Below are 17,850 nucleotides of genomic sequence, written 5' to 3'. Positions count from 1 at the left end.
CTCCCTTGTAGGCCTGCGCGCGCCTCAGATGGAGACCGGCGCGGGGCCGGCCGTCTCGTCGCCGTTGTCCTGGCCCGGCGCGCCGTGGCTGTAGGCGTCGAGACCGATCTCGACCATCCGGCTCCAGGCCTCCTCGGCGCTGTCCGCATAGGTGACGAGGCTGGTGTCCGAAGGCCCGATCAACCCGTATTCGGCCAGCGCCTCCATGTTCACGACCTTGCTCCAGAAGGCCCTGTCGAAGAGCACGATGGGCAGCGCGCGCGACTTGCCGGTCTGGCAGAGGGTGAGGAGCTCGAAGAGCTCGTCGAAGGTGCCGAAGCCGCCCGGGAAGACCAGCAGGGCATTGGCCCGCATCGCCAGATGCATCTTCCGCATGGCGAAGTAGTGGAAGCGGAAGGTCAGGTCCGGCGTCGAATAGGCATTGGGCTCCTGCTCATGCGGCAGGGTGATGTTGAAGCCGATGGAAGGCGCTCCCGCCTCCGCCGCGCCGCGATTGGCCGCGCCCATGATGCCGTCGCCGCCGCCGGTCGCGATGACATTGTCCCGAAGGCCGTCGCGCACTTCCAACGCGCCTCCCCTTTCGGAGGCGATGCGCCCGAAGTTCCGCGCCTCCGCATACCAGTGGGGCTGCGGGCCAGGCCCGTCCTCGCGCACCCGCGCGCTGCCGAAAACGACGATGGTCGAACGGATGGCCCAGGCGCGCAGCGCTTCCTCCGCCTTGGCGTATTCGAGCAGGAAGCGCACGCCCCGCATGCTGTCGCCGAGAAGGAAATCCTGGTCGAGCGCGGGGAGGCGGAAGGATGGCGAAGCCATTTGCTTGCCATTGATAGAACTCATCTTTTTGTCGTCTTCCTGTGTCATGGCCGATGAATGGGGCGAGGCCCGATGTTGGGCCACCGGGCGCGGGGAAGCAAATGACGGCGGGCTGCGGCTAACCCTCCACCGCCTCCTGCGAACCCGGGACGATGAGGGCCGTCAACGTCTCCAGCTGGTCTGCCTCCTCGGGCGGCTTGTCGCGGCGCAGGCGCGCGATCCGAGGGAAGCGCAGCGCCACGCCGGACTTGTGCCGGGTAGAATATTGGGCAGCATCGAACTCGACTTCCAGCACCAGGCCACGCTCCACCTCGCGCACCGGGCCGAAGCGGTTGGTGGTGTGGTTGCGGATCCATTTGTCGAGCCAGAGCAGCTCCTCGTCGGTATAGCCGGAATAGGCCTTGCCGATGGGCACCAGCTCGTCACCCCGCCACAGCCCGAAGGTGTAGTCGGAGTAGAAGCTGCTGCGCTTGCCGTGGCCGCGCTGGGCGTACATCAGCACCGCATCCACCGAGAGCGGATTGCGCTTCCACTTCCACCACGGGCCCTTGATGCGCCCGGGCGAATAGATGCTGTCGCCGCGCTTCAGCATCAGCCCCTCGATGGAGGCCGCCCGCGCGCCCGCGCGGATTTCCGCCAGCTCCCCGATCGAGGAAAAGGGGATGAGCGGCGAAAGGTCCATCCTCTCCGGCCGGACGCGCTCGTACCAGGTCTCCAGCCGCTTGCGGCGCTGGTCGAAAGGCAGGCCGCGCAGATCCTCCTCGCCGTCGAAGAGCAGGTCGTAGAGGCGCACCGCGACCGGATGCTCGCGCCGCATCTTCTGGGTGACCACCTTGCGATTGAGCCGCTGCTGGAGGTCCGAGAAAGGCGCCACCTGGCCGTCACGCACGACCAGCAGTTCCCCGTCGGCGACGGCATGGAAGGTCATGGCCTCCAGGATCTCCGGGAACGAGCCGGACACATCCTCGCCCGAGCGCGACCAGAGGCGCGCGCCGCCGGGCCCGGCGGTGAGCTGGACGCGGATGCCATCCCACTTCCACTCCGCGCGCCATTCCACAGCTTCCAGGTTCGCCACATCCTTCTCGTCGAGCGGATGGGCCAGCATCAGCGGGCGAAAGACGGGCAGGCCCATCGGGTCGGGCCGCGGGCCCCTGCCCTCCAGCCAGGCGAAGAGCGGCCGATAGGGCGGCGCGACGCCGTGCCAGACCTCCTCGATCTCGCCCACCTCGATCTTCGCCCATTCGGCCAGCGCGGTCTTGGCGAGCCGCGCCGAGGCACCCACGCGCAGCCCGCCCGTCACCAGCTTCAGCAGCGCCAGCCGCGCGCCGGGGTCGAGCGCATCCAGCCAGGCGGCAATGATCGTCGGCAGGGCGGATTTGGGGGCAGTCTCCAGCGTCTCCACGACCTCGGTCAGGCTCAACGGGGGCCGGTTGCTGGCCGCATCCGCCGGCCACATCAGGGCGATGGTCTCCGCGAGGTCGCCCACATAGTCGTAGCTGATGGCAAAGAGCGTGGGGTCCGTGCGCTCGGCGATGAGCTCGCGCAGGATGGCGGGCTTGGCCGTCCGGAAAACCAGCTCGCCGGCCAGCGCGGCGAGGCCGATGCCGCGATCAGGATCGCCCTGCGTCTCGAACCACTGCCGAATCAGTGCCAGCTTGGCGTTGCGTCCCGGCGAGAAGACGAGCCGTTCCAGCAACTCCGCAAAGGCAGGAACGCTCATTGTCTTTTGCCCCCCAGACGCCGGGCGCCGCCTCCGGCGGCTTGGCTTCGCCGCACTCCGGGGGCACCGGGTGGGAAGGGAAGTCGGGCGGCGCCGGCCGCTGCGCGGACAGTTCCTTTGGAGACGGGGCGCATCATTCGTCCTCCTCGCCTTCCTCGCCCATGCCGATGAGGTGGAGCGCCCTCCCCTTGATGCCGCGCAGGCCCAGCGCATGGATCAGCGCATCCTCCCGCCCATGCGTGATCCAGATCTCCTGGGCCTCGACCTCGGCGCAGGTGGCGAGGAGCTCCGGCCAATCGGCATGGTCGGAGACGATCAGCGGCAGCTCTACACCGCCCTGCCGCGCCCGCTGCCGCACGCGCATCCAGCCCGAGGCCAGGCACGGCAGAGGGTCGTTGAGCCGCCGCGCCCAGCGCTCCCCGATCTCCGAGGGCGGCGCCAGCACGATGGCGCCCGCGAATTTCTCCCGGCCCTGCACCGTCGCCGGAACCAGCTCGCCGAGGTCGACGCCGAGCTCCTGGTAAAGCCGGCACAGGCGCATCAGCGCACCGTGCAGTGGGATCGGCGCATCCCAGCCCGCCTGCCGCAGCAGCGCGATCAGCCGCTGCGCCTTGCCCAAGGCGTAGCAGCCGATGACATGCGTCCGCTCCGGAAACAGCCGCACGCTGCGCAGCAGCCGCGCAATCTCGAGCTCCGCCGGCGGATGATGAAAGACGGGCAGCGCGAAAGTGGCCTCGGTGACGAAGACGTCGCAACGCTCCAGCTCGAAGGGCGCGCAGGTCGGGTCGGGGCGGCGCTTGTAGTCGCCGCTGAAGACGGCGCGCGCGCCCTGCCACTCCAGGCAGACCTGCGCACTGCCCAGCACGTGCCCGGCCGGCCGCAGCCAGAGCTTCACGCCGTTGATGTGCAGCACCTCGCCGTAGCGGAGCGGCTGCTGGATCTGGCCGGCCCTCTCCACCCCCATGCGTTCGCGCATGATGGCCAGCGTCTCGGAGGTCGCCAGCACGCGCTCATGCCCCGGCCGGGCGTGGTCGCTGTGGCCGTGGGTGATGACGGCCCGGTCCACCGGGCGTTGAGGGTCCACATAGAAACCGCCGGGCTCGCAGAATAGCCCGGCCGGCGTGACGCTCAGCCAGGTCTTGGGATGGGGTGGCATCAGGCTCCTTCACGCGGCACGTCACGTCGCATATATCTGGGTCCGGAATGAGAACATTGCCAGAACTTTTTGCCGGCTGGTTCGCCGGGCGTGGATGGTCCCCCCGCCCCCACCAGCTGGACATGCTGGTGGCGGCACGAGCCGGGCACTCGGCCCTGCTCATCGCGCCGACCGGCGGCGGCAAGACGCTGGCGGGCTTCCTCCCCAGCCTCATCCAACTCTACGAAGCACCGCGCGCCGGGTTGCACACGCTCTACGTTTCGCCGCTGAAGGCGCTGGCCGTGGACATCGCCCGCAACCTCGAGGCACCCATCGCGGAGATGGGCCTCGACATCACCGTCGAGACCCGCACGGGCGACACGCCGGCCAACCGGCGCGCCCGGCAGCGACAGAATCCACCCAATATCCTGCTGACCACGCCGGAGAGCCTGACCCTCCTGCTCTCCCTGCCCGATGCCGGCAGCCTTTTCGGTGACCTCGCCTGTATCGTGGTGGACGAGGCACATGCGCTGGCCGGCACCAAGCGCGGCGACCAGCTTTCCCTTTGCCTCTCGCGGCTCTCCGCGCTGGCCCCGGCGTGCCGCCATGTCGGCCTCTCCGCCACGGTGAACCACCCCGAGGCCCTGCGCGCCTGGCTCTCGCCCACCGCCCGCGCCGAGGGCGTCGAGCTGATCCGCGCCGCACCCGGTGCGCCGCCCGTGATCGGCGTGCAGCTGCCGGAGGGGCGGCTGCCCTGGGGCGGCCACATGGGCCTCGCCTCCGCACCCGACATCCTCGCGCGCATCACCGCCGCGGGGGTGACCATCGTCTTCGTCAATACCCGCGCCCAGGCCGAGCTGATCTTCGCCGCGCTCTGGAAGCTCAATGAGGAGGCCCTGCCCATCGCACTGCATCACGGCAGCCTCACCGTCGAGCAGCGCCGCAAGGTCGAGGCCGCGATGGCGGCGGGCAAGCTGCGCGGCGTGGTGGCCACCTCCTCGCTCGACCTCGGCATCGACTGGGGCGGCGTGGACCAGGTGATCCAGGTCGGCGCACCCAAGGGCGTCTCGCGACTGCTGCAGCGCGTGGGCCGCGCCAATCATCGCATGGACGAGGCCAGCGCCGCCTGGCTGGTGCCGGCCAACCGCTTCGAGGTTATCGAATGCGCCGCCGCCATCGAGAGCGTCGAGGCGGGCGAGCTCGATGGCGAGCCGCCGCGCCAGGGTGGGCTGGACGTGCTGGCGCAGCACATCCTCGCCATGGCCTGCCACGGCCCCTTCCATCCGGACGACCTGTTCGCCCAGGTGAAGCGCGCCGGCGCCTATTCGGAGCTCTCCCGCCGTGATTTCGACGATACGCTGCGCTTCGTCGAGGATGGCGGCTACGCCCTCTCCTCCTACGAGCGCTACCGCAAGCTGTTCCGCGATTCCGAAGGCATGATCCATGTCCGCGGCAATCAGGTGGCGCTGCAGCTGCGGCTCAATCTCGGCACCATCGTGGAGACGCCGCTGCTCAAGGTGAAGCTGCGCGGCGGGCCCGTGCTCGGCGAGGTGGAGGAGTGGTTCATCTCCACGCTGACGGCCGGCGATACCTTCCTCTTCGCCGGCCAGGTCCTGCGCTTCGAGGGGATGGTGGGCATGGTCGCGCAGGTCTCGCGCGGCGGCGAGGGCGAGCCGCGCGTGCCCGCCTATGCCGGAGCGCGCATGCCGCTGTCGACCCATCTCGCCGGCCGCGTGCGCGACATCCTGGCCGATCCCTCGCACTGGGCCCTGCTGCCGGAAAGCGTGCAGGAATGGCTCGACATGCAGCGTCACATCAGCGAGCTGCCTAAATCCGAGGGCCTGCTGGTGGAGACATTCCCACGCGGTGGCCGCTGGTTCATGGTCGCCTATACCTTCGAGGGGCGGCTCGCCCATCAGACGCTGGGCATGCTGGCGACGCGTCGGATGGAGCGGCTGGGCTGGGGGCCGCTGGGCTTCGTCTCGACGGACTATGTGCTGGCCACCTGGTCGGCCTTCGAGCCGACCGATCCCGACGCCCTTTTCACCGAGGACCTGCTCGGCGAGGAGCTGGAGGAATGGATCGCGGAGAGCTCCATGCTCCGCCGCACCTTCCGCAACATCGCCACGATCGCGGGCCTGATCCAGAAGAACCACCCCGATGCGGAAAAATCCCGGAAGCAGATGAGCGTGAATTCCGACCTGATCTACGACGTCCTTCGCCGCCACGAGCCCGACCACGTGCTGCTGCGCGCCACACGGGCCGAGGCGGCCTGGGGCCTGACCGACGTGGCACGCATCGGCCAGCTGCTGGCGCGCGCCAAGGGGCATATCCGCCACCGCCGGCTGGACCATGTCTCACCGCTGGCCGTGCCGGCGCTGATCGAGATCGGCCATGAATGGGTGCCGGGCGATGCCGAGGAGGCTGTGCTCGCCGAAGCGACCGCCCTGGTGGAGGAGGCGACCGAGGGGGCCGAGACCTTCTACGGCAACCTGACCCTCTCCGACGTTGTCGAGACGCCGGGCCCGCCGCGAGAGCGGGCCCGCCGAAAATCTCGTTTCCATCGGAAGGTGCCGAAGGAAGCCGTGCGATGATGGCCGCCCCGCTGCACCTCGCCGGCGAGCGGCTGATGCTCTGCCCGACCGGCGTCGCCTTCTGGTCGGAAACGCGCACGCTCATCGTCTCGGACCTGCATTTCGAGAAGGGCAGCGCGATGGCCGTCCGAGGCGCCCATGTGCCGCCCTACGACACGCGCGAGACCATGACGCGGCTCGCCTTCGCCGTGCGCCGCCATGCGCCGAAGCGCCTGTTGGTGCTGGGCGACGCACTGCATGACGACCGCGCGCTGGCCCGCATGGCGCCTTCGGACCTGTCGGCCCTCCGCCGCCTGCTGGCGCCGCTCGAGGTGATCTGGGTCGCGGGCAATCACGATCCGTCGCCGCAGCCGGAACTGCCGGGCATCAGCGTGCCGGAATGGAGCGAGAAGCGCCTGCGCTTCCGCCATATCGGCGGTATCGCCCCACTCACGCGGCAGGAGGCGGAGCTCAGCGGGCACTACCACCCCAAGGCCACGCTGCCCACGCGCATCGGCGGCATCACCCGGCCCTGCTTCCTGGCCTCCGGCCAACGGCTGGTCCTGCCGGCCTTCGGCGCCTTCACCGGCGGGCTCGACGTCCGGGACCCGGCCATGGCGGTGGTCGCGAAGGCGGCCCAGCGGGTGTTCCTGCTGGGCCGCGAACGCCTTCACAGCGCCTCCTTCGAGGCGCTGCGCGCCTGATCCGTTACTGGATCAGCGGCCGGTTCACCGGCAGGACCACGCCGTTGCTGGCGATGATCTGAGGGCCGGCCAGCGAGGCCGGCGGATAGGCGTTGGCGCCACCCACCCCGAAGCCGGCATCGCCGACGATCTGGATCTGCAGCTGCCCCTGCGGGTTCGACGCGACCTGGAGCACATTGCCGTTGCGCGTCCGCAGCTCGACGGTGCGCTGGGCGAAGTCGGCCATGGTGTAGCGGCCCTGGACGATATGCATGTTGATGAAGGCCTGCAGGCGCACCTGGTCGCCCTGCTGACGATCGGGGCCCGAGCCGCCCGTGCTCGGCGCCATGCTCTCCCGCAGCGAGGCGGGGATCATGTCCACCACCGGATCCGGCAGGGCGAAGAGCGTGAAGGGCCCCGCGCCGCGCAGCGTCTCCACCGCGCCGGCCAGGCGGGCATATTCGATGAAGCTGTTGAACCCGCCGGCCGCGGAGAGGGTATCGATCACATTGGCCTGGGGGGCGACGACGCTGCCGCCCACCACGCCCGGCGTGTTCAGCGGGGTTTGCGCGAGCAGGGGAAGCGGGAAGGCGGCGACGGCGGCTCCGACGAGCAGGTGGCGGCGAGAGGTCATGGGGGGAGAGCTCCTCATTCTGGAAAGGCGCCGGTATCGGGATGCCCGCCGGCTATGCAGATGCAACGCTGGCATGAAATTCCGGTTGCAATGCGCGGCTTTGCGCGAAAGCCACAATCGCCCCACATTGCGAGGATGCCCCCTGCCCTGTCCCAGTTCCGTCACACTCCGCGTCGTCCTCGTGATCCCGCTTCCATCGAACATATCGATCCGCCCGTCTGCCACGCGGGCCGCGCCTTGAGGCATGTCCGGACCGGCGGAGGCTGGCCGCTCGCCTCCAAGAGGCTGTCGTGACGCTCTCGACCGCCGAGCTCCGCCGTCGCGGCTTTCGCGGCCTGCGCGTGGTGGGCGACGTCCATGGCGAGGCTGCCGCGCTGGAATCCGCGATCATCGGCGCCTGTAATGCCGACCTCTTCGTCCTTCAGCTCGGCGACCTGACCGATTACGGACCGGACTCTCCGGGCGTGCTGCGCGACATCTTCACGATGCTGGACGCGCAGGCCGGGATCTTCCTGCTGGGCAACCACGATCACAAGCTGCGCCGCGCGCTGATGGGCAACCGGGTGCGCAGCCCGGCCGAGGCCACGCCCCGCACGCTGGAGCAGATCGCCGCCGCGCCCGATGGCGACGAGATCGCGCGGCGCGCCATCCTGGAGATCGGCCGGGCGCCGGCCTGGTGCCGGCTCGGCCCCTGGCTCTTCGTCCATGCCGCCTTCCATCCGGGCATGATGCTCGAGCCCGCGCCGCGCGAGGGCGGCTCGCGCCGGCCGGACAACATCGTCTCGCGCGCGCTCTTCGGGCAGGTCACCGGGCGCACGCAGGGCGACGGCTATCCCGAGCGCCTGCTGCACTGGGTGGATTCCATCCCCACCGGCCTCACCGTCTATTGCGGGCACGATCAGCGCTCGACCAACGGACGCCCTTGGACGACGCATGGACGCGCCGGTGGCGAGGCCGTCTTCATGGACACGGGCTCGGGCAAGGGCGGCCATCTCTCCTGGCTCGACCTGCCGCTGCCCTGACGCGAAGGCGCGGGCCTTCGCTTCAGCCCGCGCTGCTCAGCGCTCTTTCCAGAGCTCGGGGTTGGCCAGCAGCTCCGCGCATTTCGCCGAGATCGCCTCGACAAGCTTCGCGCCCTTCTCCGCGCTGGCCACGCGCGCATCGCCCACGACACCGGTCTTGGTGAATTCGCGGAAGGGGCGCCGCATGAGCAACCCCGGCGGCTGCCCCGGCACGCGCGAGGAGGACGGCCCATGCGCCTTGGACAGCTGGTCCGGCCGCAGGCTGTCCGGCGAGAGGTGCATCATCATCGAGGTCTCGGCCTCGCAGGCATGCATGAGCGTGGGCTGCCGCTCCAGCAACGGCTCGATCACCTCCGGCACCATGTGCCAATAGGTGCCGCCGCCGACCCTCACGCCGAATTCCGCCGCGAGATCCGTCGCCGCCGTCCCGATCGCCTCGGCATTGCCGCCATGGCCGTTCATCAGGAAGATTCGCCGGAAGCCATGCCGCACGGCCGAGCGCACGACGTGGCGCAGCACGGCCTGGAAGGTCGCGTGATCGAGCGTCACGGTGCCGCCGAAGGCCATGTGATGCTCGGCCAGGCCCGCCCAGCAGACCGGCGTCACGATCACGCGCTCCCCGGCCTCGGCGAGGCGGCGCGCCGTCTCCAGCGCGACCGTCCCGCCCAGCACCATGTCCACACCTGTTGCGAGATGCGGCCCGTGCTGCTCCATGGAAGCCACCGGTATGATGACGAGAGCATCGGCCGTGGCCTCGGCCTGGATCTCTGCCGCGGTCAGCTTCATCCATTCGAGGCTGGGCGCGCGGCCCGCCGATTTGGGTTTCTTCGCCATGTCCATTCCATCCTTCCGCGGGCGTTCTCGACCAGGCGCCGCCGCGGAGGCTGTCCTGGTCGTGGGTCTTCGCGGCCTGGCCGCTATTCGGCGGTCGCGCCCGATACCTCGACCAGCTGTTGCCAGACCGGCATCTGAGAGCGCCAGAAGGCGCCGAAGGCCTCGGGCGTCTCGTCCACCATCGGCAGGACTGTGAGGCCGAGCAGACGCTGCTTCAGCTCCTCCTGCGAGAGGGCGCGCAGAAGCGCGGCGTGCATGCCGGCGATCGCAGGCGCCGGCGTGCCGGTCGCGCAGACAAAGGACCACCAGTTCAGCGCATCCACGCCCTTACCCGGCAGCAGCTCGTCCATCCCGGGCACGCTGGCAAGTTCCGGCACATAGTCGATGCGCTTCGCCGAACCCACGGCCAGCGGGCGGAACCGCCCTTCCCGCACATGCGGCATCAGGGCCGGAATGGCGTCGAACATCATGTCGATATTGCCGGCGATCAGGTCCTGGATGGCGGGACCGCCGCCGCGGTACGGGACGTGGACCATGTCGGCGCCCGTCTCGCGCTTCACCTTCTCGAAGAAGAGATGGCTGATGGCGCCGGTGCCGCTGCTGCCCATGGTGACGCGGCTGGGATTCTGCTTCGCAAAGTCGATCTGCTCCTGGAAGGTCCGCCAGGACCGCTGGGAATTCACCACCCAGAGCAGCGTACCCACGCCCACCCGCGAGACCGGCGCGAAATCGCGCAGCGGCACGAAGGGCATCCGGCTGCCGTAGAGGAAGGTATTGGCCGTCAGCACATTGGCCGAGGTGAAGAGCCAGGTCAGCCCGTCCTTCTCCGCCTGGAGCGTGGCCTGCGCGCCGATATTGCCGCCGGCGCCGGGCCGGTTCTCGATGATCACCGGCTGGCCGAGAATGGGCGAGAGGCGCTCGCCGATCAGGCGGGCGATCATGTCGTTGGCGCCGCCGGGCGCAATGGGAACGATGATCCGCACGGGGCGGGAGGGCTGCCAGCCCTGGGCCAAGGCGGGCGCGGCCAGCAAGGGCGCCGAAAGGCCGCCGAGCAGAAGTCGGCGTCGGGAAGTCGCAATCATGGGCAAGGCTCCTGGTCGTCAGGCACCAAGCCTGATCCGAAGAAATTGGAGACGAAATCGCGGGCAGGCCAGCCGGCGAAAGGGGGGAAAACGAAGCTCCGGGCACGAGGATGACGCTTCGGCAAGCAATCGCAGATCGATCGGCTCGCAGATAGCGGCACCTTCGCCCCTCCGACCCGCCGCCGTCAGGATGGCGGGTCTTCGTGACGAATCACTATTCCGCGGTCGCGCCCGATACCTCGACCAGCTGCTGCCAGATCGGCACCTGGGCGCGCCAGAAGGCACCGAAGGCCTCGGGCGTCTCGTCCACCGTCGGCAGGATGGTGAGGTCGAGCAGGCGCCGCCGCACCTCCTCCTGCGTCAGGACGCGCCGAAGCGCGGCATGCATCCCGGCGATCGCCGCCTCGGGCGTGCCCGTCGCGCAGACGATGGACCACCAGTTCAGCGCGTCCACGCCCCTGCCCGGCAGCAGCTCATCCATCCCGGGCACGCTCGTGAGTTCCGGCACATAGTCGATGCGCTTCGCCGAACCCGCCGCCAGGGCACGGAACCGCCCCTCCCGCACATGCGGCAGGAGCACGGGAATGACGTCGAACATCATGTCGATATTGCCGGCGACCAGATCCTGGATGGCAGGCCCGCCGCCTCGATACGGAACGTGGACAATATCGGCGCCCGTCTCGCGCTTCACCTTCTCGAAGAAGAGATGAGCGCTGGTGCCGGTGCCGCTGCTGCCCATGGTGACGCGACCGGGATTCTGCCTCGCGAAGTCGATCTGCTCCTGGAATGTCCGCCAGGGCCGCTGGGAATTCACCACCCAGAGAAGCGTGCCCACGCCCACCCGCGAGACCGGCGCGAAGTCCCGCAGCGGTACGAAGGGCATGCGGCTGCCATAGAGCGCCGTGTTGGCGGTCAGCACATTGGCCGCGGTGAAGAGCCAGGTCAGCCCGTCCTTCTCCGCCTGGAGCGCCGCCTGCGCGCCGATATTGCCGCCGGCGCCGGGCCGGTTCTCGACGACCACCGGTTGCCCGAGGACAGGGGAAAGGCGCTCGCCGATCATGCGGGCCATGAGGTCAGTGGCACCGCCGGGCGCGATGGGAACGATGATCCGCACGGGGCGGGAGGGCTGCCAGCCCTGGGCCAAGGCGGGCGCGGCCAGCAGGGGGGCCGAGAGGCTGCCCAGCAGCAGGCGACGCCGAAGAGGCGGGGTCATGTCTTGGAGTTCCCTCGTTGCAGGTCTTTTGCCTGAGGCATGGAGGTTGGCATGAAATCCGCCCCCGGCCAGCCCTGCCATCAAGGAAACTTGCCCAGACGCGCGCTACTCCGCCTCGTAGACGACCATGCTGCCGTCGTCGCCCTTGACCTGATAGGCCGTCCATCGGCCGTCCGCCGCGAAGTCGAGCGTGGCCTCCACCTCGCCCGTGACATGCCACCGCGAGCCGCCGGCACCGAGCGCCTCGCGCGTCCAGCGCAGCTCCATCAGCTTGCCCGTCGTCGTTCCGAAGACCGGGACGGCGCCGCCGAAGCGCTGCGGCTGCCACCAGGACAAAGGCGCGGCATCGGGAGGCAGAAGCCGCTCCCCCTCGCTTCCGTGGATGGCGACGCCGCGGGGTGTCCGCTCGGCCTCCACCTCGACGATCCGGCCGTTGCGGTTCTGCCGCGAGGAGACGGAGACGAACTGGCTGCCCCGGGTCACCTCGGTGTAGCGATGCTCGAAGCGATAGACGACGACGCCGAGGACGCGCGGCGTCACCACCACCTCGGACGAAGTCACGAGATCGTCGCCGCGGCGCGAGAAGCCGACATGGTGATACCCGATGGCGGTCCCGTTGCGCGTCACGCGCCAGCGGTAGTCCCGGGGGGTGGGCAAGGGCTGGGCGAAGGCGGGCGTCGCGACCAGCAGGGGAAGGAGACGGCGCGAAATGGCCGGCGAAACGGTGGTCATGGCAGCAAGATCGGGGCAGCCGGCTCATCCCGCAACCTGTCACCTGCAGGGACAGGACAGATCGCCCAAGGCATGCCATGATGGATTCCGCCATGCGCCAGCTCCTGCTGCTTCGTCACGCCAAGTCCTCCTGGGACGATCCAAGCCTGTCCGACCATTCGCGGCCCCTCAATGCCCGTGGCCGGATGGCCGCGGCCGTGATGGCGGAACAGATGCGCGAGCTCGGCCTCGTGCCGGATGTCGTGCTCGTCTCCTCCTCCCGCCGAACCCTTCAGACGCTGGAGGCCCTGCAGCCCATCGAGGGCAGCCCGATCGTCGAGGTGATGGACGCCCTCTACCTCGCGCCCTGGCCGCGCCTGCTGGAAGCGCTGCAGCACGTGCCGGAAACGGCGCGTTCCGTCCTGCTCGTCGGCCATAATCCCGGCATGCATGAGCTCGGCCTCGCGCTGATGGGCCCTGCCGGCGTCACGACGGGCAGCCCCCATGCCCGCCGCCTGGCGGAAGGATATCCGACCGGCGCACTGGCCGAATTCACGGTGGCGGCCGCCTGGTCGCAGCTCACCGAAGGCAGCGGCAGGCTCGTGCGCTTTTTGGCGCCGCGGGACCTGCCGGAGGTGGCCGCCTGATTCTCGAACTTGCCCTCGGCACGCCCCCACGCCTGCCGTCTCATCCATTGCTGGCAGCCAAGCCGAGCTGGCAGGCGGAGACCCTGACCTGGTTCAGGGCCGAAGCCGAAGGCGCACCCTTACTGCAGCGCCGCCGCCGCATCTGGGAAACCGTCCAGCCCATGCCGCCCGAGGGCGAGCTCTGCTGGCCCGGCACCTGGCCCGCGGCCGAGCCCGCCGAGCCCGACCTCGCCGCGCTGCCCATCGCGCGCTTCGTCGGCCGTCGCGCCGTGCTGGCCGAAGGGGTGACCTGGGTGGAGGGCCGCATCGAGGCCGCCGGCCTGCGCCGCCGCGTCGGCCGCCTGATCCTGGAAGGCGAGGCGCCGGAGATCCTTCGCCTCGCCGCGGAGCTCGCGCGCTCCCTGCCCCTGCTGCCCGCCTTCGCCTCGCTGGCCGAGGAAGCGCTTTCCCTGGCCGAGGGCCGGCCTCTCCGCCCCCGCCGCTCCGGCCCGCCGAGCATGGCCGGCGCCGTGGCCGTCGAACCCGCTTTCCTCGCGGCACTGGCCCATCTGCAGGACGTGCTGCTCTGCGAGACGCCCCAGTGCCGGCTCGAGCTCGGCCCGCGCGGCGTCCACCAGTCGCGCGTCGCGATCCGCCGCCTGCGCTCGATCCTGAAGCTGTTCCGCCCCGCCGTGGACGGCCCGGACTGGCGTGCCTGGGACGCGCAGCTCGGCGACCTGGCCCGCGCGCTGGGCTCGGCCCGGGACTGGGACGTCTTCCTCGGCGGGATCGGCGCCGGGACGGTAGTCGCGCTGGATGGCGACATCCGCCTGAAGCGCCTGATGGCCGCCGCGTCGCGCGAGCGCGATGCGGCCTATGAGGCGCTCGGCCACCTGCTCGCCAGCGACGGCTTCCGGCGCACCATCTGGCTTGGGCTGCAACTCGCCCTCGTCCGCCCGACCCTGGTGGCGGAGCAGCCACTGGCTCCCTTCGCCGCAGAGCTGCTGCGCAAGCGCTGGCGCCGCCTCAAGCGCGCGGGGCAAGCCATGAACGATCTCGACGCGACGGCCCTGCATGACATGCGGCTCGACGCCAAGCGGCTGCGCTATGCGGCCGAGCCCTTCTCCCCCCTCTGGCCCGGCCGTGCCTCGAAGCGCTTCACGAAGCGCCTCGCCGAGTTGCAGGAGGCGCTGGGCCTCGCCAACGACGCGACGGTGGCGCGCCAGCTGGCCGCGCGCCTGACCGGGCGTGGGGCCGGCGGCTTCGCCATAGGAACCGTGACGGGCTTTGCCGCCGGCCGCGCGGAAGGCAGCCGCATTGCCTCGATCATCGCCTGGAAAGCCCTGAAAAAAGTTGGACCGTTCTGGAAGCAGCCCGCTGCGGCCGACACGTAACATCCGGAAATAACCGGGTTGCCAGTCGGCTTCCCCCTGGGTTAACCAGTGCGTCATGCGCCGCCGCCGCCTCTTCCAGACCGCCCGCACGCCGCAACGCTGGGGGCGTGCGCTGGCCGTCACGACCAGTGCCATCCTGGGCGTTTCGCTGGTCGTTTTCGCGCTTCCCACGCAGCTGATGGGCTCCGCCCCGCGCAACCAGGAATGGTCCTCGCCGGCCGCACAGATCCGCATTGTCGATGGCGACACCATCCGCCTCGGCGACCGCACGCTGCGCCTCTATGGCGTAGAAGCGCCCGAGCGGGGTCAGTTCTGCACCAATGAGCAGGGCGCGCTCTACGACTGCGGCACCGCCGCGGCGGCTGAGCTCGCCCGCCTGGTCGGCGACCGCGGCGTCGACTGCCGCGTCCAGGGACGGGACCGGTTCGGCCGCGCGCTGGGCGTCTGCCAGGCCGGCGACGTCGAGCTGAACACCTCCCTGGTCGCTTCCGGTTGGGCGCTGGCCGATGGCGGTTCCCTGCCCGCTTTGGTCCCGGTCGAGGCCGCGGCCCGTTCGGCGCAGCGCGGCCTCTGGGTCGGCGGCTTCGAACCGCCGGCGCATTGGCGCCGCGGCTACTGACAACGATTTCACCTGGTTGACCAAGGCTTCTGCGATCGCCCCGATAGACAAGGCTGTCATTGCGCCTATCTTGCATTGCAGCATGGGCGCCCGAGCCAATCAGGCGCACGAAACAGTGAGTGAGGAAGGCTGCTGACATGAGCAAGAACGGCTCGATTACCATCACGCTCGACGACAGTAATGCCAGTGCTTCGATGCCGTTGCTCGGCGGCACGCTGGGGCCGCAGGTCGCCGATATCCGCAAGCTCTATTCGCAGCTCGGAATCTTCACCTACGATCCCGGCTATGGCGAAACCGCCAGCTGCGAGAGCAAGATCACCTACATCGACGGCGACGAGGGCGTACTGCTCTACCGCGGCTATCCCATCGAGCAGCTGGCCGAGAAGAGCGACTTCATCGAGGTCTGCTACCTGCTGATGCACGGCGAGCTGCCGACGGCGAAGCAGCTCGAGGAGTACCGCAAGGCGGTCACGAACCACACGATGGTTCACGAGCAGCTCCGCCGCTTCTACGACGGCTTCCGCCGCGACGCCCATCCGATGGCGATCATGTGCGGCGTGGTCGGCGCGATGGCCGCCTTCTACCATGACAACCTCGACATCAACGACGAGCGCCAGCGCGAGGTCGCGGCCTTCCGCCTGATCGCCAAGGTGCCGACCATCGCGGCGATGGCCTACAAGTACGCGCTCGGCCAGCCCTTCGTGTACCCGCGCAACGACCTGAGCTACGCGGCGAACTTCCTCTACATGCTGAACTCGGTTCCGGCCGAGCCCTACGAGGTCTCGCCCGTCCTGGCGCGCGCCATGGATCTCATCCTGATCCTGCACGCCGACCACGAGCAGAACGCCTCGACCTCGACCGTCCGCCTCGCGGGCTCAACGGGCGCCAATCCCTTCGCCTGTATCGCCGCCGGCATCGCGGCGCTGTGGGGCCCCGCGCATGGCGGCGCTAACGAGGCCGTGCTGAAGATGCTCGGCGAGATCGGCACCAAGGATAAGATCCCGGCCTTCATCGAGCAGGTGAAGGACAAGAACAGCGGCGTGAAGCTCATGGGCTTCGGGCACCGGGTCTACAAGAACTTCGACCCGCGCGCGAAGATCATGAAGGAGACCTGCCACGAGGTCCTCGCCGAGCTCGGCATCAAGGACGAGCCGCTCCTCGACATGGCGATGGAGATGGAGCGCATCGCGCTGACCGACGAGTACTTCATCTCGCGCAAGCTCTACCCGAACGTCGATTTCTATTCGGGCATCATCCTCAAGGCGATGGGCATCCCGACCTCGATGTTCACCGTCATCTTCGCCGTCGCCCGCACCGTCGGCTGGGTGAGCCAGTGGAAGGAGATGATCGAGGATCCGAGCCAGCGCATCGGCCGTCCCCGCCAGATCTACACGGGCGCCGACACCCGCGACTACCAGGCGATCAAGACCCGCGGCTGAGCCGCGACGCCCTGTAAGGCTTCAGGCCCGGCCTCCCTCAGGGAGGCCGGGTTTTTTATTGGGATCGTCCGGAAGGCCTGTCGCGCCCTCGCCTGCCGGAGACCGGCGCCGCGTCTCAGCGAGCGGCCGGCGCCTGCGTGGAGCTCACGCCAGGAGGCACCGTGTGCCAGGGCTGGCTGGCCAGCGCGTAGCCGTAGTCGAACAGCGCCTGCATGAAGGGAGGATCGAAGGGCTCGCGGCGATCGGCCTGGAACTCCGACCCGATGAAGGCCAGCCGGAAGGCCACGCCATCGCGCTGCGTGGTGAGATAGATGCGGTTGATGTCGCTGATGCCGCTGAAATGAAGCAGCGTTGCGGCCGAGCGCCGGGCGATGCTGAAGACGCCTCGCGAGGTGGCGCTCGCCTCCACATTGATGCGGCCGTTGCGGATCACATAGGCCGTGCGCTCGCGCTCGCCCACGCGTTCGCGCAGCGGCAGCGAGGGCGGGTAGAGGAAGACCTGCATGGCCGCACCGCCATCCACATGCATCTCCTCGAAGCTACGCCCGTCATAATCGACGGGCACCAGGACGGGCGGGAAGGCCCCGGGGATGGAAGCCGAGGCCAGCAGGATGCTGCGGAACAGCTGCAGCGCCTCCGGATGGCCGCTGGCCGCGATGGCGCCGATGTTCCACACCACCGGGCGCTGCAGGTCGAGGTTGGTGGTGCCAACCAGCAGCAACCGACCACGCATGTACTCGCGCGCGATGGCGTCCAGCATCTCCTGGTTGGCGTGGCGGTTAATGAGGCGGGCCAGCGGCGAGGTATCGGCGAGCGCCTCGCCGAAGAGCAGCGGGAAGACCGCGAAGACCTGGCGCGGCAGCAGCAGTACGTCCCGCGGCGCGACCTGGGTGAAGACCTCGCGCAGCTGCGGGTCGTAGTCCGAGCCGAGGAAGGCGAAGGGCGCGATCAGCGCGCCGGCCGAGATGCCCGTCACGACATTGAAGACCGGGCGATTCCCCTGGGCTGTCCAACCCGTGAGGAGCCCGGCACCGAAGGCCCCGTTATCGGCGCCGCCCGAGATCGCCAGGAATGTCGTGGGCGGACGCGGCGTGCCGGCTGGCCGCGTGGCTACGTCGCGCACCACCATGCTGCGGCCCTCGGCGATCAGCGCATCCGGCTGGCCGTCGATCCAGAACCGGGCATTCGGGATGCCGAGGACGGCCAGTTCCTCGGCGGCCTCCGCCGGTGGCGGGGGTTTGCGCAGAATGCTGCCGCAGCCCGCCAGAAGGCCAAGGGCAAGGAACGCCGTGAAAACCCGCACAGACCCGGAAAACTGCTTCATCGATACCATCCCGGGCCGTCCGTATTGC

General features: G+C 69.5%; 16 protein-coding genes. 7 read left to right on the top strand and 9 right to left on the bottom strand.

The window, feature by feature from the left end:
• Positions 1-24: 24 nt before the first annotated feature.
• The 3 genes from KHU32_RS10805 to KHU32_RS10795 form a co-directional block, all read right to left on the bottom strand.
• On the bottom strand, positions 25-813 hold the full coding sequence (locus KHU32_RS10805; RefSeq protein ID WP_249680953.1) for an LOG family protein: 789 nt from the start codon (positions 811-813) through the stop codon (positions 25-27).
• 118 nt (positions 814-931) lie between these two features.
• On the bottom strand, positions 932-2,533 hold the full coding sequence (locus KHU32_RS10800; RefSeq protein ID WP_213670109.1) for a cisplatin damage response ATP-dependent DNA ligase: 1,602 nt from the start codon (positions 2,531-2,533) through the stop codon (positions 932-934).
• Between the two features lie 133 nt (positions 2,534-2,666).
• Positions 2,667-3,689 (bottom strand): ligase-associated DNA damage response exonuclease, encoded by a 1,023-nt coding sequence (locus KHU32_RS10795; RefSeq protein WP_213670108.1) that lies wholly within the window; start codon positions 3,687-3,689, stop codon positions 2,667-2,669.
• A gap of 47 nt (positions 3,690-3,736) precedes the next feature.
• Here KHU32_RS10795 and KHU32_RS10790 point away from each other — a divergent pair, with 47 nt between their 5' ends.
• The gene (locus tag KHU32_RS10790; RefSeq protein WP_213670107.1) at positions 3,737-6,262 is read left to right on the top strand and encodes a ligase-associated DNA damage response DEXH box helicase; all 2,526 of its coding nucleotides are present in this window, start codon (positions 3,737-3,739) and stop codon (positions 6,260-6,262) included.
• The gene (gene pdeM / locus KHU32_RS10785; RefSeq protein WP_213670106.1) at positions 6,259-6,945 is read left to right on the top strand and encodes a ligase-associated DNA damage response endonuclease PdeM; all 687 of its coding nucleotides are present in this window, start codon (positions 6,259-6,261) and stop codon (positions 6,943-6,945) included. Before KHU32_RS10790 ends, pdeM begins: the two co-directional genes overlap by 4 nt.
• Positions 6,946-6,949: 4 nt before the next feature.
• On the opposite strand, the gene KHU32_RS10780 is transcribed toward pdeM, so the two are convergent.
• Positions 6,950-7,558, bottom strand: coding sequence for a fasciclin domain-containing protein (locus KHU32_RS10780; protein ID WP_213670105.1), 609 nt, complete (start codon positions 7,556-7,558; stop codon positions 6,950-6,952).
• Between the two features lie 290 nt (positions 7,559-7,848).
• On the opposite strand from KHU32_RS10780, the gene KHU32_RS10775 reads away from it, so the two are divergent.
• Positions 7,849-8,580, top strand: coding sequence for a metallophosphoesterase (locus tag KHU32_RS10775; protein WP_213670104.1), 732 nt, complete (start codon positions 7,849-7,851; stop codon positions 8,578-8,580).
• Positions 8,581-8,616: 36 nt separating this feature from the next.
• Here KHU32_RS10775 and KHU32_RS10770 read toward each other — a convergent pair whose 3' ends face one another.
• From KHU32_RS10770 to KHU32_RS10755, 4 genes are all read right to left on the bottom strand, one after another.
• Positions 8,617-9,414 carry a creatininase family protein gene (locus KHU32_RS10770; protein ID WP_213670103.1) on the bottom strand — a complete coding sequence of 266 codons (798 nt, stop codon included), beginning with the start codon at positions 9,412-9,414 and terminating at the stop codon, positions 8,617-8,619.
• A gap of 83 nt (positions 9,415-9,497) precedes the next feature.
• Positions 9,498-10,496, bottom strand: coding sequence for a Bug family tripartite tricarboxylate transporter substrate binding protein (locus tag KHU32_RS10765; RefSeq protein WP_213670102.1), 999 nt, complete (start codon positions 10,494-10,496; stop codon positions 9,498-9,500).
• A 214-nt stretch (positions 10,497-10,710) separates the two neighbouring features.
• The gene (locus tag KHU32_RS10760; RefSeq protein ID WP_213670101.1) at positions 10,711-11,709 is read right to left on the bottom strand and encodes a Bug family tripartite tricarboxylate transporter substrate binding protein; all 999 of its coding nucleotides are present in this window, start codon (positions 11,707-11,709) and stop codon (positions 10,711-10,713) included.
• Between the two features lie 105 nt (positions 11,710-11,814).
• Positions 11,815-12,441 carry a DUF6134 family protein gene (locus KHU32_RS10755; protein ID WP_213670100.1) on the bottom strand — a complete coding sequence of 209 codons (627 nt, stop codon included), beginning with the start codon at positions 12,439-12,441 and terminating at the stop codon, positions 11,815-11,817.
• A 92-nt stretch (positions 12,442-12,533) separates the two neighbouring features.
• Between KHU32_RS10755 and KHU32_RS10750 the strand changes: the two genes are divergently transcribed.
• From KHU32_RS10750 to KHU32_RS10735, 4 genes are all read left to right on the top strand, one after another.
• On the top strand, positions 12,534-13,067 hold the full coding sequence (locus KHU32_RS10750; RefSeq protein WP_213670099.1) for a SixA phosphatase family protein: 534 nt from the start codon (positions 12,534-12,536) through the stop codon (positions 13,065-13,067).
• A 161-nt stretch (positions 13,068-13,228) separates the two neighbouring features.
• The gene (locus KHU32_RS10745) at positions 13,229-14,440 is read left to right on the top strand and encodes a CYTH and CHAD domain-containing protein (RefSeq protein ID WP_213670098.1); all 1,212 of its coding nucleotides are present in this window, start codon (positions 13,229-13,231) and stop codon (positions 14,438-14,440) included.
• 55 nt (positions 14,441-14,495) lie between these two features.
• Complete coding sequence (locus KHU32_RS10740) at positions 14,496-15,059, top strand: thermonuclease family protein (RefSeq protein ID WP_213670097.1); 564 nt, start codon at positions 14,496-14,498, stop codon at positions 15,057-15,059.
• A gap of 137 nt (positions 15,060-15,196) precedes the next feature.
• Complete coding sequence (locus KHU32_RS10735; RefSeq protein ID WP_213670096.1) at positions 15,197-16,498, top strand: citrate synthase; 1,302 nt, start codon at positions 15,197-15,199, stop codon at positions 16,496-16,498.
• A 115-nt stretch (positions 16,499-16,613) separates the two neighbouring features.
• On the opposite strand, the gene KHU32_RS10730 is transcribed toward KHU32_RS10735, so the two are convergent.
• Positions 16,614-17,822: a patatin-like phospholipase family protein gene (locus KHU32_RS10730; RefSeq protein WP_213670095.1), complete on the bottom strand. Its 1,209-nt coding sequence runs from the start codon at positions 17,820-17,822 to the stop codon at positions 16,614-16,616.
• Positions 17,823-17,850: the final 28 nt, after the last annotated feature.

The organism is Roseococcus pinisoli, from assembly GCF_018413645.1.
Taxonomy (GTDB): domain Bacteria; phylum Pseudomonadota; class Alphaproteobacteria; order Acetobacterales; family Acetobacteraceae; genus Roseococcus; species Roseococcus pinisoli.
Note: the sequence above shows the minus strand (reverse complement) of the source record. Positions and strands in the feature narration are given on the sequence as shown.

Coding starts and splice junctions, on each gene's coding strand:
- KHU32_RS10770 (WP_213670103.1), bottom strand. CDS start 9,414: ATGGCGAAGAAACCCAAATCGGCGGGCCGCGCGCCCAGCCTCGAATGG.
- KHU32_RS10730 (WP_213670095.1), bottom strand. CDS start 17,822: ATGAAGCAGTTTTCCGGGTCTGTGCGGGTTTTCACGGCGTTCCTTGCC.
- KHU32_RS10795 (WP_213670108.1), bottom strand. CDS start 3,689: ATGCCACCCCATCCCAAGACCTGGCTGAGCGTCACGCCGGCCGGGCTA.
- KHU32_RS10805 (WP_249680953.1), bottom strand. CDS start 813: ATGGCTTCGCCATCCTTCCGCCTCCCCGCGCTCGACCAGGATTTCCTT.
- KHU32_RS10740 (WP_213670097.1), top strand. CDS start 14,496: ATGCGCCGCCGCCGCCTCTTCCAGACCGCCCGCACGCCGCAACGCTGG.
- KHU32_RS10765 (WP_213670102.1), bottom strand. CDS start 10,496: ATGATTGCGACTTCCCGACGCCGACTTCTGCTCGGCGGCCTTTCGGCG.
- KHU32_RS10760 (WP_213670101.1), bottom strand. CDS start 11,709: ATGACCCCGCCTCTTCGGCGTCGCCTGCTGCTGGGCAGCCTCTCGGCC.
- pdeM (WP_213670106.1), top strand. CDS start 6,259: ATGATGGCCGCCCCGCTGCACCTCGCCGGCGAGCGGCTGATGCTCTGC.
- KHU32_RS10800 (WP_213670109.1), bottom strand. CDS start 2,533: ATGAGCGTTCCTGCCTTTGCGGAGTTGCTGGAACGGCTCGTCTTCTCG.
- KHU32_RS10745 (WP_213670098.1), top strand. CDS start 13,229: ATGCCGCCCGAGGGCGAGCTCTGCTGGCCCGGCACCTGGCCCGCGGCC.
- KHU32_RS10750 (WP_213670099.1), top strand. CDS start 12,534: ATGCGCCAGCTCCTGCTGCTTCGTCACGCCAAGTCCTCCTGGGACGAT.
- KHU32_RS10735 (WP_213670096.1), top strand. CDS start 15,197: ATGAGCAAGAACGGCTCGATTACCATCACGCTCGACGACAGTAATGCC.
- KHU32_RS10755 (WP_213670100.1), bottom strand. CDS start 12,441: ATGACCACCGTTTCGCCGGCCATTTCGCGCCGTCTCCTTCCCCTGCTG.
- KHU32_RS10780 (WP_213670105.1), bottom strand. CDS start 7,558: ATGACCTCTCGCCGCCACCTGCTCGTCGGAGCCGCCGTCGCCGCCTTC.
- KHU32_RS10790 (WP_213670107.1), top strand. CDS start 3,737: ATGAGAACATTGCCAGAACTTTTTGCCGGCTGGTTCGCCGGGCGTGGA.